Source organism: Stenotrophomonas sp. (assembly GCF_032061965.1).
In the GTDB taxonomy this organism is placed as follows: Bacteria; Pseudomonadota; Gammaproteobacteria; order Xanthomonadales; family Xanthomonadaceae; genus Stenotrophomonas.
In genome coordinates this window covers 254243-268660 of record NZ_DAMBEF010000001.1, presented here as the reverse complement: position 1 = coordinate 268660, position 14418 = coordinate 254243, and the positions used below count along the sequence as shown (strand labels likewise).

The window sequence follows — 14418 nt, the reverse complement described above, 5'->3', positions numbered from 1 at the left end:
GCACTACCTTGGCATTGCTGGTAAAGCCCTTGCTGACCATGGGTCGGCACTACAGAGTCAGCGCAGCGCGGGCAGGTTGGCCAGATGCCTGCTCCCTCCCTTGCGCGCAGGGAAGGGTTGGGGGAGGGGTTGGCTTTTAGACCTTGCTCCGCAGTGCATGCGGTTCGCGCGTTGCGCAGGCATTCTTGGTAACGCCTCTGCCGAGCATGGCTCGGCACTACCTTGGCATTGCTGGTAAAGCCCTTGCTGACCATGGGTCGGCACTACAGGGTCAGCGTAACGCGCGCAGGTTGGCCAGCGCTTCGTCGTATTCCTTGAACTCGGGGATCTGCTGGGCCAGGTCGGCCGGGAACGGCGATTGGCCGGCCGGAACCTGCAAGGGCAGGGTGCGTTCGGCGGCCGAGCCGGGCGCGGCATCGACCAGGGTGTTCTGGCGCAGGATCTGCAGCTTCACGAAGCTGGTCTGCAGCAGAGCCTGCTGTTCGGCGTTCAACGGAATCACGATGTCGTCAACGCGCAGGCGGCCGTCCGGAAGAATGTCCAGATTGGGGTAGGGCGCGCGGCGGATCGCAACGCGGTCCACACCAATTTCGGTCTTGGGCTTGCTGCGTTCGCTGCGGTGCTCGGCGTATTTCTCACGGTCACAACCGGTGGCCAGGGTGGCGAGTGCAACCAGGATCAACAGCAGCAGCTTTTTCATGGCAAGACCAGCAACAACGACGGGGGCGGGCATTCTACCGCCCCCGCCGTTTGCAGGGTCAGATCTGGATGTTGCCGTCGCGGCACTCATCAATGTCGCCCTGGTCCATCTTGGCGTAGGGCTTGAACTCCGGCACCGCCGCTGCCAGCTCCTGCTGGGTGGCCATCAAGCCCGGCAGCTGGTCGCAAAGCTTGTTGGCGCTGGCCTTGATCTTGTCGGCCTCGGCGTTCACCCGCTTTTCAATGTCATCGGTGTTGCCGGAGAAGACACCCTTGATGGCCTCGCCAGCAGCGCGGGCACCCAGGTTGGCACCTTGCACGCCGATCTCGATACCGGCTTGGGCGATGCCGATCATCTGCTGGCGGTAGCGCAGGGCAATGGCACGCTGGCTGTCATTGAGGGCCACCGCGCTGTCATTGATCAGCAGGTCGCCATTGGGGGCGATCTCGATCTTGGCGCCGTCGGAGGAGATGCTGATATTGCCGTCCTGCATCTTCTTGCGGGCTTCCTCGGTCGCTTCACGAACCTGTTGGCCCAGGCGGGTTTCTTCATTGCCATTGGTCTGCGGGCGTTCGCCGCAGGCCGTCAACGGCAGGGCCAGGGCCAGCGCAAGCAGGGGGGCGGAGAGAATCTTCATGGCGTGCGTTCCGTTGCTGTGGGTAGGGATCAACGCTTCTTGGGGAGATCGACGGTGCCGCTGACGCCGGTGTGGTTCACCGAGCCGCTGCCGACGTGGTCGACCTTCAGGCTGGCTGCGCCGCGCACGCTGAAATCGCCGGACCCCAGCGAACCCAGGTTGACGGCGCCACGGGCATCACGCACGTCCACGTCACCCGAACCGATGCTTTCCACACGCACGTTGCCTTGCACGGCAGTGAGCTCAAGATCGCCGGAGCCGATGCTGCCAACCCGGGCATCCGCCCGCACACCGTTGATCTTTACGTCGCCCGAACCGATCGACAGTACATAGGCCGAACCGACGTTGTGCAGCTCGATATCGCCAGAGCCCACCGCCGCCGTCGCCAGCCCGCTGATGTCGCGGGCCACCACTTCACCCGAGCCGACGTCGGCGCTCATGGACTGGGCACCGCTGAGCGAGGCGTCACCGGAGCCGACCTTGAGCTGGACCAGGATGTTGTCCGGCAAGCTGCCGGTCAGGTCCAGGTAGGCGTAGGTGTTGCCGCTGAAGTTGAAATTGAGGCCCTGGTTCTCACGCTTGAGCGTGACCACCAGCTTGTCGCCCACCTTCTGCTGGGTGACCGACAGCTGGGACAGCAGGTCCTGGGTGGAAGCGCAGGCGCGGCCGGCAACTGCGGCCTTGGCACCGGGGCTGGCCTGCAGGCGCAGGTCGTGGCTGTTGACCTCGAATACGACGGCCTTGGCCCCGGCAAGATCCAGGTCCAGCGCCTGCGGCTTGCTGAATTGGCAATGTTGCTCGGCGAAGGCGCTGGCGGGCAGCAGGCTGAGTGCCAGCAGGAGGGGCGTAATCTTCATCAGGTTTCCTCGTGAATGCATGACAGGGTCAGATTTCGTCACGGCGCTGGCGCAGCCAGATGGCGGCGACGATGAACACGGCTCCGACCGCCGCGCCGATCCACAGTTCGGGCCGGGTTACCGATGCAAACAGTACTTCCGGGGCGAAGCTGCCGGCCATCGACTGGATCCTCTGGCCATCGATTTCATTGGCGTTATAGGCCAGATCGATACCCGGTACCGTGCCCAGCAGCAAGCGGCTGACCACGTGGCCCCAGAACCAGCTGGCATTGAGGCCGAACACTTTCATCAGGCCGAACCAGCTGACGATGACGCCTGCAAACACCGGCAACATGACTGCCCACAGGAACGGCTTGCTCTTGGCCCAGGCCGAGCACAGCATCAGCCAGCCGGCGGTAGGCAAGGCCCACAGCGCGTAGACCGGAATGCGGCAGATGAAGCCGGCGGCCATGCTCAAGGGGTTGCCCGGGCCCCAGATCAGGGTGACCGGATTGCCGCCATGGGCGAGCACCACGATGCTGATCATCACCATGAAGCAGAGCATGGTCACGATCGCGGCCAGGGTCGCCAGCAGCGGTGCCACCAGCAGGGCGCTGGTCAGCTTGGAAAGCACGGTCTGGGTATCCGACAGTGGCATCGACTTCCAGAACAGCACGCTGCGGTCGCGGCGGTCGTCGTACAACGCGCCCAGGCAATAGAAGAAGACGACAAAGCCAAGCACGATGAACGGCCAGCCGGCACTGAGCAGCAGGGTGAAGTTCATCCCTTCGCCCCATTTGGCCAGGTCGTCGGGGCTCATCTGCGAGGTCAGCATCTGCAGATCCAGGCCATTTACGTTGACCCCGTTGATGTGCAGGTCACCGTTTTTGGCGGCTTTGCTGGCGGCCCAGAGCCCGGCAATGAGCGCCATCAACGACAGCAGCAGCGACACGCCGCCGGCGATCAGGGGCGCCCACAGGAAACCGCCACGGTTTTCCCAGTACTCGCGCTTGAGCAGCCACTTGAACTTGCCCAGCGGGGTGATATGGTGAACGGCGTTCATGCGTAGGTTCCCTTCATGGTGGCCACGAACAGGTCGGCCAGGCCGGGGTTGCGGGTTTCGCCAAGGGCGGCGATGCGGTTGCGGTCCACACCGTCGAAAAGCAGCACGGTCTTGCCGAATGGCAGGGCGCGCTCGTCGATCGGGCCCAGGGCGCGCGCGGCTTCCAGCGTCTCGGCCGAGGCCAGCAACTCGGTATAGCGCTCGGACAGGGTTTCCATGTCGGTGGACAGGACGATCCTGCCGTCGCGGATGAACAGCACATCGGTGAGGATGTGCTCGATCTCTTCCACCTGGTGGGTGGTGATGATGATGGTCTTCTGTTCGTCGAAGTAGTCCTCCAGCAGGCGCTGGTAGAACTCCTTGCGGTAGAGGATGTCCAGGCCCAGGGTCGGCTCGTCCAGCACCAGTACCTTGGCGTCGATGGCCATCACCAGGGCCAGATGCAGCTGCACCACCATGCCCTTGGACAGTTCACGCACCCGCTGCTTGGGCTGCAGCTTGGTATTGGCGAGGAAACGCTCGCAACGTGCCCGGTCGAAACGCGGGTGCACGCCGGCGACGAAGTCGATGGCCTCCTTGACCCGCAGCCAGCGCGGCAGCACGGCGACGTCGGCGATGAAACAGACATCGTTCATCAAGGCATTGCGCTGCGTGCGCGGGTCCATGCCAAGGACACGCAGTTCGCCCTCGAACGCGGTCAGGCCGAGCATGGCCTTCAGCGCGGTGGTCTTGCCGGCGCCGTTGGGGCCGATCAGGCCGACGATGCGTCCCGGTTCAATGGTGAAGCTGGTGTTGTCCAGTGCAGGTTTCTGCTTGTAGGCCTTGCGCAGGCCCTTGGCGGAAACGACGGCTTCGACGGCGGCGTTCATAGAGTGGTCCCCGGTGGCAGCAAATCTTTCAAGGTCAGGCCCAGGCGCTGGATGCGCTCCAGTACGGCCGGCCATTCGTCATTGAGAAAGCGTTCGCGCTCGTTGCCACGCAGCTTCTGCGCGGCCTCCTCGGTCATGAACATGCCAAGGCCACGGCGCTTCTCGACCAGGTTTTCGTCGGCCAACTCCTGGTAGGCGCGCGAAACCGTGATCGGGTTCAACTGGTATTCGGCCGCCACCTGGCGTACCGAGGGCAGGGCATCGCCCGGCTTCAACAGGCCGTCCAGCATCATCGCAATGACGCGGTCCTTCAGCTGGCGGTAAATGGGAGCGCCATCGCTCCACGTGATATCGGTCATGAGTCAGCTCCGCGGGTTCAGCGACGGTGCGAAAGAAAAGTAGGGAAGGGAAAGGCTGGTCCGCATCCGCCGGGCCGGCTGTTTCGCTTTGGGTGAATCGTTCGCATCCTGCTCATCACCAGCCAGCTCGGCGGCATAATCACGGGCATCGGTGTGAGCGGTGCCAAGTGAGGCCGAACAACCGAGCATCAACAAGGCGCTGGAGGTAACCAGGGCGTGCAGTGCGTGTCTGCCATGCTTGAGGTTCATCGCGGCTCCCTGTGTAGGGTGGCTGGTGTTGTATGCAACTATAACACCGACACGGCGACTTGCAAGTTTTGTTACACCCAACTGATGGCCTATGCCCCAAAGGGCCTGTATCCGTGCAGGGAGTGGGATCATGAAATTACGTAATGCATTGATTTTTATGGCTATGGCTGCCGGTGTGGGAATGGCGGGGTCGGCGTGGGCAGGTCCCTTGCTGGACCGCAGCTTCCGTCCCTTGGCCGGACAGGGGCAGGTGAATCTGAACCAGGCCTATGGCGGCAAGGTGCTGCTGATCGTCAACACCGCCTCCAAGTGCGGGTTCACACCGCAGTACGAAGTGCTGGAAGCACTGCAGCAGACGCTGTCGCCGCGGGGCTTCGCGGTACTGGGTTTTCCTTCCAATGACTTCAAGGGACAGGAGCCGGGCAGTGAGGCGCAGATCCAGGAGTTCTGCACGCTTACTTATGGGGTGAAATTCCCCATGTTCGAGAAGGTGCACGTGGTGGGCGACGAGGCCACGCCGCTGTATCGCGACCTGACCCGGGCCACCGGCGTCGCCCCGGGCTGGAACTTCCACAAGTATCTGGTTTCCCGCGACGGCCGGGTGGTGGCACAGTTCCCCAGCAAGGTGCGGCCGGACGACCCGGAGCTGCGTGCAGCCATCGAGCGGGAATTGGCCGCCCCGGCACACTGACGTACCTCGACATCTGCGGCGTGCATGCGACAATGTCGCCCCTCGCGCCGCCGGTGGCGTTTATTCACTTCCAGGAAAGCAGCGAATGAAGATGGGAAAGCGTGGCGCCGTGGCGTCGCTTCTGATTCTGGCGATGGCAACCCCAGGGGTCGTGCTGTCGCAACAACCTGCCGCTCCGGCGGCAACCAAGGAGAAGTCTGTTTTGACCTCGGATCGTGAAAAAATCGGTTACGCCATCGGCGTTGACGTCGCCAGCTCGTTTGAGCCGATCGCCTCGGAAGTGGACGTGGCTGCATTGCGCCGTGCCATCGAGAATGCGTTTGCTGGCGGCCAGCCGCTGCTGTCGCAGGAAGATGCGCAGAAGACCGATCAGGCGCTGCGTACCGTGATGATGGCGCGTTCGGGCCAGCAGGTTCCGGGCATGGCGCCGGGCAGCCAGCCGCCGTCCGTCGACCGTGAAAAGGTCGGCCTGATGCTGGGCAGCTACGCCGTTGGCCCGTCGCTGGCACCGATCAAGGACGAAATCGATCTGGACTCGGTGTTCCAGGCGATCAGCACCATCTTCAGCAAGGGCACCCCGCTGATGGACCACCAGCAGGCCAAGGCCGCGCTGCAGGCCTTCAGCACCGCCAAGCAGTCGGCGGTATCGGGCAAGAACCGCGAAGAGGGCAATGCCTTCCTGGCCAAGAACAAGACCCAGCCGGGCGTGGTGACCACTGCCTCGGGCCTGCAGTACCAGGTGATCCGCGCCGGTAGCGGCGAACACCCGGCACCGACCAGCCGCGTGCGTGTGAACTACGAAGGCAAGCTGCTCGACGGCACCGTGTTCGACAGCAGCTACCAGCGTGGTGAGCCGATCACCTTCGGTCTGGACCAGGTGATCAAGGGTTGGACCGAAGGCGTGGGCCTGATGCCGGTTGGCGCCAAGTACCGCTTCTGGATCCCGGGCGAGCTGGCTTACGGCGAAAACGGTACCCCGGGTGGTCCGATCGGCCCGAATGCCACGCTGACCTTTGACGTCGAGCTGCTGGGCGTCGAAAAGTAATCCATTCGCCTCGGAGCGGTTGTTGCCATGCGCGTAGCTATTTTTGGTACCGGTTATGTAGGTCTTGTTACCGGCACCTGTCTGGCGGAAGTCGGTCACGACGTGGTCTGTGTCGATATCGACCAGGCCAAGGTGGACGGCCTGGAGCAAGGCATCATTCCGATCTACGAGCCGGGGCTGGAGCCCATGGTGAAGGCCAACCACGCCGCAGGGCGGCTGGTCTTCACCACGGATGCGGCCAAGGCGATCGAACACGGCGAGGTGATCTTCATCGCCGTGGGCACGCCGCCCGATGAAGACGGCAGCGCGGACCTGCAGTACGTGCTGGCCGTTGCCCGCACCATCGGCCGCCATCTGCAGCGGCCGGCGGTGGTGGTGAACAAATCGACGGTGCCCGTCGGCACCGCCGACAAGGTGCAGGCGGCCATCAGCGAAGCGCTGGCCGGCCGTGACCAGCACATCGAATTCGACGTTGTCTCCAACCCTGAGTTCCTCAAGGAAGGCGATGCCGTGGCTGATTGCATGCGCCCGGACCGCATTGTCGTGGGCGCGCGCAGCGCCTCGGCGGTGGCGACCCTGCGCCGCCTGTATGCCCCGTTCAATCGTAATCGCGACCGGATGGTCGAGATGGATGTGCGATCGGCGGAGCTGACCAAGTACGCGGCCAACGCCATGTTGGCGACCAAGATCAGTTTCATGAACGAGATCGCCAATATCGCCGAGCGTGTTGGCGCTGATATTGAACAGGTACGCCAGGGCATCGGCTCCGATCCGCGTATTGGCTGGCACTTCATCTATCCCGGTGCCGGCTACGGCGGCTCCTGCTTCCCGAAGGACGTGCAGGCATTGGCCCGTACCGCCGCCCAGCACGGCCATCAGCCGCAATTGCTGGAGGCGGTGGAGTCGGTCAACGCAGCCCAGAAGGGGCATTTGTTCGAGCTGATCCAGCGCCACTACGACCGCGGCGAGGACGAGGGTGTACGCGGCAAGACCTTCGCCATCTGGGGCCTGGCGTTCAAGCCGAACACCGATGACATGCGCGAGGCGCCAAGCCGGCGTGTGCTTGCACAGCTTTGGGAAGGCGGTGCCAAGGTGCGCGTCTATGACCCGGAGGCCATGGAGGAAGCGCGTCGTGTGTTCGGCGAGCGCGAGGATCTGACGTTCTGCACGTCCGCGTTCGATGCCTTGCAGGATGCGGATGCCTTGGTGGTCATCACCGAATGGAAGCAGTTCCGCAGCCCGGACTTCCAGCGCATGCGCGAAGCATTGGGCGATGCGGTGGTGTTCGACGGCCGCAATCTTTATGACCCGGCCGAGATTGAAGCGGCGGGCCTGGCTTACTACGGCATTGGCCGGGGGCGTTCAGTCCATGCAGCATGATTTGATTCCCAGCGCCCGCGAGAAGGCGCTGGAAGACCGCCTGATCGAACTGGAAATGCGTGTTTCGTTCCAGGAGCAGGCATTGGCCGAGCTCAGCGATGCGCTGGCTGACGCGCGTATCGAAGGCGCCCGCAATACCGATGTGCTGCGCGTCCTGTTGGAAGACCTCGGCAAGGTGCGGTCGGCCTTGAATGCCGATTCCGCCAGCGAACCGCCGCCCCCGCACTACTGATACAAGCAGCATTGACCATGAGCGATACTCTCCGCGACCAGCTTCTTGGGCTGGGTTTCAAGCCCGTCCCCAAGCCCGAGCGCAAGCCCGAGGCGCGCCGTGACGGCCGCCCGCAGGGCAAGCACGCTGCTTCCGCCAAGCCACATGCCGGCAAGCCGGGGCAGCAGGACAAACCACGCCACCCTGGCAAGCCTGGCCAGGCGCGCCCGCAGCAGGCGCCGCGCAAGCCGCGCTCGCAGGAAGACATTGACCTGGCCAAGGCTTACGCAATCCGCGCCCAGAAGGAAAAGGACGAGCGCATCGAGGCCGAACGACAGAAGCAGGAAGAAGCACGACTGCGTCGCGAAGCACGCGCCAAGCTGGATGAGCTGGTCAAGGACAAGGGGTTGAACGATCCCAACGCCGATATCGCCCGTCACTTCCCGTATGGCGGCAAGATCAAGCGCATCTACGTCAATGCAGACCAGCTCAAGGCGCTCAATGCCGGTGAGTTGGGCGTGCTGCAGCAGAACGGGCGCTACCTGCTGGTGACCGCAGCGCTGTTGGCCGAGGCTGAGCAGGTGTTTGCCGCATCGGTGGCGCTCAAGGTGGATCCAAATGCGCCAGCGCAGGACGATCCGTATGCCGACCCGGCGTATCAGGTGCCGGACGACCTGGTCTGGTAACGACCGTGTACTGATCCAGACAACGGGCGCCGATGGCGCCCGCTTTCTTGCCGGGGGACGCAATGCAGGGCCAGCTGAAGCAGGACGGTTACTTCCCTCATATCGATGGACTGCGTGCGATCGCCGTGCTGGCGGTGATCGCCTATCACCTCAATCCGGGCTGGTTGCCGGGTGGGTTTACCGGCGTAGACGTGTTCTTCGTCATCTCCGGCTTCGTGGTCAGCGCCTCGGTGGCCCGTTCCGCCGCGCCGCTCGGCTGGAAAGGGGCGCTGAGCTTCTACGCACGACGCATGCGCCGCATCATGCCGGCGTTGCTGGTCTGCCTGTTGCTGACGGCGCTGCTCAGCGCCTTGTTCATTCCCGAGTCCTGGCTCAGTGAGACCAGCGGCAAGACCGGGCGCATGGCCTTCGTTGGGCTGAGCAACTGGGTGTTGGCTGCTACCGGCAATGATTATTTCTCGCCGCGCAGCGAGTTCAACCCCTACACCCACACATGGTCGCTGGGCGTGGAGGAACAGTTCTACCTGCTGTTCCCCCTGCTGTTTCTGGCTTGGCGGAGAGGCGGTCGCGGCCGCGTGCTGTCGATGCTGCTGTTCGTGCTGGCCACGGCGGCCTCGCTGGCGTATGCGGTAACGCGCGCGCTGCAGGGGGGACATGAGCTGGAATCCTTCTACCAGACCACGACGCGCTTCTGGCAACTGGGCGCAGGCGTGCTGTTGTTCCAGCTGATGGACATGCGGGCCGGCCGTCGCCAGCCTACTTCGCAGCGATGGTGGCAGAGGGTGTTGCAGGTCGCCAGCCTGGGGGCACTCGGTTACGGTCTGTGGGCGGCAAGGCCCGGCCATTCCCCTTGGGTCGATGGGCTTTGGCCCGTACTCGGCACGTTGGGCTTGCTGGCGCTGTTGCAGCAGCACCCGGACAGCTGGATCGGGCGGGGGCTGGCGTTGCGACCGGTGGTGATGATCGGCCGGCTCTCCTATTCGCTCTATCTCTGGCACTGGCCGGTATTCGTGCTGTTCCGCTGGACCGTCGGCCTTGAATCGGCGATCAATGCGACGCTGGCCGTTATTTGCACGTCGGTGCTCGCGTGGCTGTCGTGGCGTTGGGTGGAGCAGCCGCTGCGCTACGGCGCGCGCTGGCGAGCCAGTGATCTGCGTTGGCTGCTGGTCGGCGCAGCCGTACTGGTGCTGGGCATGGGCGTGCATCGACAGCTTGAGAAGGCGGGCAAGTATCTCTCGCTGAGCACGGTCAGCCGCCATCCGCAGGATTGGTATCCCTACGCAAAGGGGTTGGCGGGCGAGTTTCCGCACTGCGAGTTGCTGATCTCCAAGCAGTCGTTCGCAGGCGGCCAAGTGCAGCAGTTCGAACGCGGGCAATGCGCGACACCTGCGGTTGCCGGCGCGCGATTGTTCGTGGTCGGCGATTCACATGCGCTGGCCTATACCGAGTTGCTGCGCCGCCTCGTCTTGCTGGACGGTGGCCAGGTGCGCCTGTACGGCAATGGTGGCTGCGTCGTGCTGGGACTGCAGGGCTGGCAGACGCCGGGTTGCGAGGCTTATCTGCGCGATGCGTTCGCTGACGTGACGGCCCACGCGCAAGCGGGTGACGTGGTGTTCCTGCCCGGGCTGAGGGTGCCACGGCTGGTCGACCAGCATCGTCTGCTGGACCAGCAACAGGCCTTCGCTGCGCTCTCTGCTGCGGGTGCCGCGCAACAGCGTGACGCCGAGGTGCAGGCGGTGATCAGCCAGTTGCAGCCGCTGGCCAAGCGCGGTGTACACATCGTGCTGGAGGCCCCCAAGCCAGTGCTGCCGGCACCGCCATTCCGTTGCTCGGATGCCTTCAATCGCTACAACCCCATCTGCAGCAACGGCATGACGATCCCGCGGCAGCGCATGCAGGCGCTGCGGGCGCCGGCCATGGCAAGTCTGCGCCAGGTAGCACAGGCCTTGCCTGGCAGCAGCGTGTGGGACCCGTTGCCGGTGTTGTGTCCCGGCCAGATCTGTCGCCCCGATGCGGATGGAAAGCCGCTGTACTTCGATGGTGATCACCTGAGCGGCTACGGCAATCGCGTCCTTCTGCCGGCCTTCCGCGCCCAGCAGGCAATGCGGCAAGCTGCCCAGGAGTGAACGCAGCAGCTGCTGCCGACCAATGGGCGGTATGCGCTAGGGTTCAGCGGGTACGTAGCCGACAAGCACGATGCCACGGACGTGCGCGGTCGGTGCCATGTTGAGCGACAGACGCAGGTGGACGGCATCATCACTGCCGGGCTTGTGCCAGGTGTAGGCATGCGTGAGCTGGCCATCATCCTCGGTGCTGGGGGGCTCTTCCTGCATCGTGTATCCGGTGGGCACCGATCTGCCTAACAGGGCGAACTCGGCGGCAATACCGGGGGCATCGCCCTGGATGATGACGGTCCGGCACATCCCTTGGTCTGTCCAGGAAAATCCATAAGGCACGTCATCGTGATTGACCAGCCACGCCTTGCCGGCGAGGCCGCCCAGCATGTCCTGCGCCAACTTGCCGTCCAGTCGATGGCCGACCCGATCCATGGCTTCGGCAAAGCCGCTGGCATCATCCAGCAACGTCAGGCAGCTTTCAGCGAACAGATGGATGGGGACACCTGGGTCCCCTGTCGCGTGGACAGCCGCCGGGCTTGCCAGCAGCAGGGTCGTCAATACACCGGCAAAATGCGCCTTGCACTTCATCACAGTCCCCCTCTGTGTGGTCGTGGCGGCAGTTATATCAGGCCGGCCTGCTGGCCGCTGCAGCGTCAGCGCAGGCGACGTGCCTGTCGGGAAGGGGGGAGCCAGTACCAGGCGATCACCGATCCCAGCAGGGCGAAGCAACCGCCCACGATGAAGGCCCACTTGCCATCGCCAAACTGCCACAACTGGCCGGCAATCAGTGCGCCGAGCACGCCGCCCAATCCGGACGAAAAGCCGTAGAACAGGCCTTGGCCGTGGCCGTTGAGATTGCCCGGGAAGTAACGTGCCAGCAGTTGCATGGCCGAGGCGAAGAAGGCGGCAAAGCCGAGGCAGTGGGTGGTCTGTGCAACCAGCATGACCGGCAGGTTCTCCGGCCACAGTGCGGTCACCCACCAGCGTAACGCTGCGCTGGCCATGGAGATGATCAGCAGCCAGCTGGCATCCCAGCGGCGGAAGAAGCCGGCAATCAGGAAGAACACCGCCACCTCGAAGACCACGCCTACGGTCCACATCAGCCCCAGTAGCGAAGTGCTATAGCCGTGCTGGTCCATGTAGAGCGAGAAGAAGGTGTAGTAGGGGCCGAACGACAGCTGCTCGAGGAAGGCCGCAATGAAGAATGCCATCACCGGCTTCTGCCGCACGATGCTCCAGAAGCCACCGTCATGGTGACTGTGTGAACCGATATTGCGCGCGTAGCGGTTGAGGAAGGCCGAGCCGGTCATCAATACGAAGAGTGGCAACATCAACCACGGCAGTTTGCTGGCCCCGTGCTTTTCGATCAGCCAGCCAAACAGCGTGACTACTGCGATGAAGCCCAGCGAACCCCAGACCCGGATCATGCCGTAGCGATGGCTGTCGGCGCCCAGGTGGGTGAGGGTGATCGACTCGAACTGCGGCATGACCGCGTTGTAGAAGAAGCAGAAGGCGATCATCACCGCATACAGCGTCCACGGTGGCGCAGGTACCAGGAAACCGGCAAAGCAGATGATGGTGAGCACACAGCCAATACGCAGCCAGCGGATCGGATGCGGCGACACTGCCGCCAGCGAAGTCCAGGTGCTGGGTGCGACCACGCGGGTGGCATACCACAGGCTCATCATCACGCTGATGGCGGTGATGGTCATGCCACGCGATTGCAGGTACAGGCTCCAGTACGGAGTGAACGCACCCAGCGCGGCGTAGTAGAAGAAATAGAAACTGGACAGCCGCGCGGTGGGCACGGTCGGGGATGGCAGGGCAGGGGGCGTCATGGGCGGGCGCTGGAGGCGCTGGGAAGGCAGGGGGCACGGTGTTCGCCGCGTCCCCTATTGTGCCTTTTGCGGGCCGTGGATGGCAGTTCGCAGGTCAGCGATCCGAAAGTCACTCTGCATGCCGTCGATGTGGCGCGCGTAGCCCGGGTAAGCGCAGCGCACCCGGGGCTGTTGGCGCCATGCCGAGACGATCTGTTGACCTCCACTTCCCGGGTGCGCTGCGCTTACCCGGGCTACCGTGCAGATCAGCGGCGTTGTCAGGGGGTGGCCTGCGCATTCCACTCGGCAACCTGGGCCTTGCTGTCGGACAGCATCCGATCCAGTGCGGTGCGGTCGTAAACCTTGCCGCGCATCACCACGGTGGTGATGGCGCGGGTAGCGGCAATGTCTTCCAGCGGGTTGCGCTCCAGCAGTACCAGGTCGGCAGCCTTGCCTGCGCTCACTGCACCATAGCGGTCGAGCTTGCCGAACCAGGCCGGGCCGGCGCGGGTTGCCGACTGCAGCGCCTGCAACGGCGTCAGGCCTTCGCGTACGTACAGCGCCAGTTCGTTGTGCAGGCCGATGCCGGGGAAGTTGTAGGAGTTCAGAAAGCCAGCGTCGGTGCCGGCCATGATCTGCACGCCGGCCTGCTGCAACATCGGCAGTACCGCGGCTACTTCCGCGTAGTGGGCGTGACGGGCCTGGATCTGCTCGGGTGTGGCCTTGGCGGCGCGCTCCACGCGCCAGGCATAGGTGGCGCGCAGGCCCGGGCCGATATAGGCCAGATAGGGATCCTGGTCACGCGGCTCGACGTCGAGGAAGTCGATGATGCGGCCGCCGTCCAGGGTGGGCGTCACCGCGACGCCGGCCTTGGCAAAGCGTTCATAGGCCTGCATCGCGGTGGCGCGGTCGAAGCCACTGCGCAGGCGCCGGTTGGCTTCGGCACGGTCGATGCGGCCGGCGGCGAAATCGGCGGCAATGGCGGCTTCGTCCTTGACCCCGGCCTTGTAGGCATAGTCCAGGTGCTCGATCGAGCTGATGCCGGCGTCGACGGCCTGGCCCACCGTCAGCGCCATCGGGATATGCCCGGAGGTGCGCAGGCCGCGCTGCTTGGCCTGGCCCACGGCGTACAGGAACAGCTCCGGGGTCAGCGTGCTGTCGGTGATCTTGACGAAGTCGACCTGGTCGCGCTGCTCGCGGTCCAGTGCGGCATCCACGCCGGCCTTGTCACCGGCCTCCAGCGTGCCCTTCCAGACCGGGGCAATACCTTCGATCTTGGCGCCGGAGGTGAACAGCTGCGGGCCGAACAATTGGCCACTGGCGATCTGCCCGCGCCAGGACAGTACCTGTTCGGCGAGGTCGCCGGAGGCGTCGCGGACGGTGGTGATGCCATGCGCCACGTATAGCGGCAGCAGCGCCTTGTTCTCCTGGATCAGCGCCGGGCCACCGCCGAAATGCACATGCATGTCCCAAAGGCCGGGGATCAGATAGCGGCCTTTGGCGTCGATGGTCTGCGTCGCCTTCCATTGCGCGGCCAGTTGCGCATCGTCGCCAACGGCGAGGATGTCGCTGCCACGGATGGCTACCGCCTGGCCGGATGTTGCCCGCCCATGCTCCACATCGATGACGGTGGCGTGGCGGATCAGCACGTCAGCGCCGGCTTCGGCGGCAAGTGCCGGTGCGCTACTGGCGAGCATGCCCGACAGCAGCAGGCAGAGGGTGTTCTTCATGGTGCTTCCGGTGGTGTGCGGCATGTTC

16 protein-coding genes are annotated in these 14418 nt (G+C 64.3%); 6 read left to right on the top strand and 10 right to left on the bottom strand.

Annotated features, from left to right (window positions below; genetic code table 11):
• Window positions 1–271 precede the first annotated feature (271 nt).
• Genes RT460_RS01065 through RT460_RS01035 form a run of 7 tightly spaced genes read right to left on the bottom strand, consistent with a single transcriptional unit; the run spans window position 272 to window position 4713 of the window.
• On the bottom strand, window positions 272–700 hold the full coding sequence (locus RT460_RS01065; protein ID WP_313316625.1) for a hypothetical protein: 429 nt from the start codon (window positions 698–700) through the stop codon (window positions 272–274).
• Window positions 701–758: 58 nt separating this feature from the next.
• A complete protein-coding gene (locus RT460_RS01060) occupies window positions 759–1337 on the bottom strand; it encodes a DUF2884 family protein (protein WP_313316623.1) in 579 nt (192 codons plus the stop codon).
• Between the two features lie 29 nt (window positions 1338–1366).
• Window positions 1367–2194: a DUF4097 family beta strand repeat-containing protein gene (locus RT460_RS01055; protein ID WP_313316622.1), complete on the bottom strand. Its 828-nt coding sequence runs from the start codon at window positions 2192–2194 to the stop codon at window positions 1367–1369.
• 28 nt (window positions 2195–2222) lie between these two features.
• Window positions 2223–3236 carry a hypothetical protein gene (locus RT460_RS01050; protein ID WP_313316620.1) on the bottom strand — a complete coding sequence of 338 codons (1014 nt, stop codon included), beginning with the start codon at window positions 3234–3236 and terminating at the stop codon, window positions 2223–2225.
• Entirely contained in the window at window positions 3233–4105 is an 873-nt protein-coding gene (locus tag RT460_RS01045) for an ABC transporter ATP-binding protein (RefSeq protein WP_313316619.1), read from the bottom strand. Before RT460_RS01045 ends, RT460_RS01050 begins: the two co-directional genes overlap by 4 nt.
• Entirely contained in the window at window positions 4102–4464 is a 363-nt protein-coding gene (locus RT460_RS01040) for a GntR family transcriptional regulator (RefSeq protein WP_313316618.1), read from the bottom strand. Before RT460_RS01040 ends, RT460_RS01045 begins: the two co-directional genes overlap by 4 nt.
• A gap of 3 nt (window positions 4465–4467) precedes the next feature.
• Complete coding sequence (locus RT460_RS01035; protein WP_313316617.1) at window positions 4468–4713, bottom strand: hypothetical protein; 246 nt, start codon at window positions 4711–4713, stop codon at window positions 4468–4470.
• Window positions 4714–4870: 157 nt separating this feature from the next.
• On the opposite strand from RT460_RS01035, the gene RT460_RS01030 reads away from it, so the two are divergent.
• From RT460_RS01030 to RT460_RS01005, 6 genes are all read left to right on the top strand, one after another.
• Window positions 4871–5404, top strand: a complete 534-nt coding sequence (locus RT460_RS01030) for a glutathione peroxidase (protein ID WP_313316669.1) — start codon at window positions 4871–4873, stop codon at window positions 5402–5404.
• A gap of 85 nt (window positions 5405–5489) precedes the next feature.
• Complete coding sequence (locus tag RT460_RS01025) at window positions 5490–6449, top strand: FKBP-type peptidyl-prolyl cis-trans isomerase (RefSeq protein WP_313316616.1); 960 nt, start codon at window positions 5490–5492, stop codon at window positions 6447–6449.
• 27 nt (window positions 6450–6476) lie between these two features.
• Window positions 6477–7829 (top strand): UDP-glucose/GDP-mannose dehydrogenase family protein, encoded by a 1353-nt coding sequence (locus RT460_RS01020; RefSeq protein WP_313316615.1) that lies wholly within the window; start codon window positions 6477–6479, stop codon window positions 7827–7829.
• On the top strand, window positions 7819–8061 hold the full coding sequence (locus tag RT460_RS01015) for a SlyX family protein (RefSeq protein WP_313316614.1): 243 nt from the start codon (window positions 7819–7821) through the stop codon (window positions 8059–8061). Before RT460_RS01020 ends, RT460_RS01015 begins: the two co-directional genes overlap by 11 nt.
• 17 nt (window positions 8062–8078) lie before the next feature.
• On the top strand, window positions 8079–8726 hold the full coding sequence (locus tag RT460_RS01010; RefSeq protein ID WP_345785078.1) for a DUF2058 family protein: 648 nt from the start codon (window positions 8079–8081) through the stop codon (window positions 8724–8726).
• Between the two features lie 62 nt (window positions 8727–8788).
• Window positions 8789–10852 carry an acyltransferase family protein gene (locus RT460_RS01005; RefSeq protein ID WP_313316613.1) on the top strand — a complete coding sequence of 688 codons (2064 nt, stop codon included), beginning with the start codon at window positions 8789–8791 and terminating at the stop codon, window positions 10850–10852.
• 36 nt (window positions 10853–10888) lie between these two features.
• Here the strand turns inward: RT460_RS01005 and RT460_RS01000 are convergent, their stop codons facing one another.
• From RT460_RS01000 to RT460_RS00990, 3 genes are all read right to left on the bottom strand, one after another.
• Entirely contained in the window at window positions 10889–11431 is a 543-nt protein-coding gene (locus RT460_RS01000; protein WP_313316612.1) for a hypothetical protein, read from the bottom strand.
• A gap of 65 nt (window positions 11432–11496) precedes the next feature.
• Window positions 11497–12681, bottom strand: a complete 1185-nt coding sequence (locus RT460_RS00995; protein WP_313316611.1) for an MFS transporter — start codon at window positions 12679–12681, stop codon at window positions 11497–11499.
• Window positions 12682–12938: 257 nt separating this feature from the next.
• On the bottom strand, window positions 12939–14390 hold the full coding sequence (locus RT460_RS00990; protein WP_313316610.1) for an amidohydrolase family protein: 1452 nt from the start codon (window positions 14388–14390) through the stop codon (window positions 12939–12941).
• Window positions 14391–14418 lie beyond the last annotated feature (28 nt).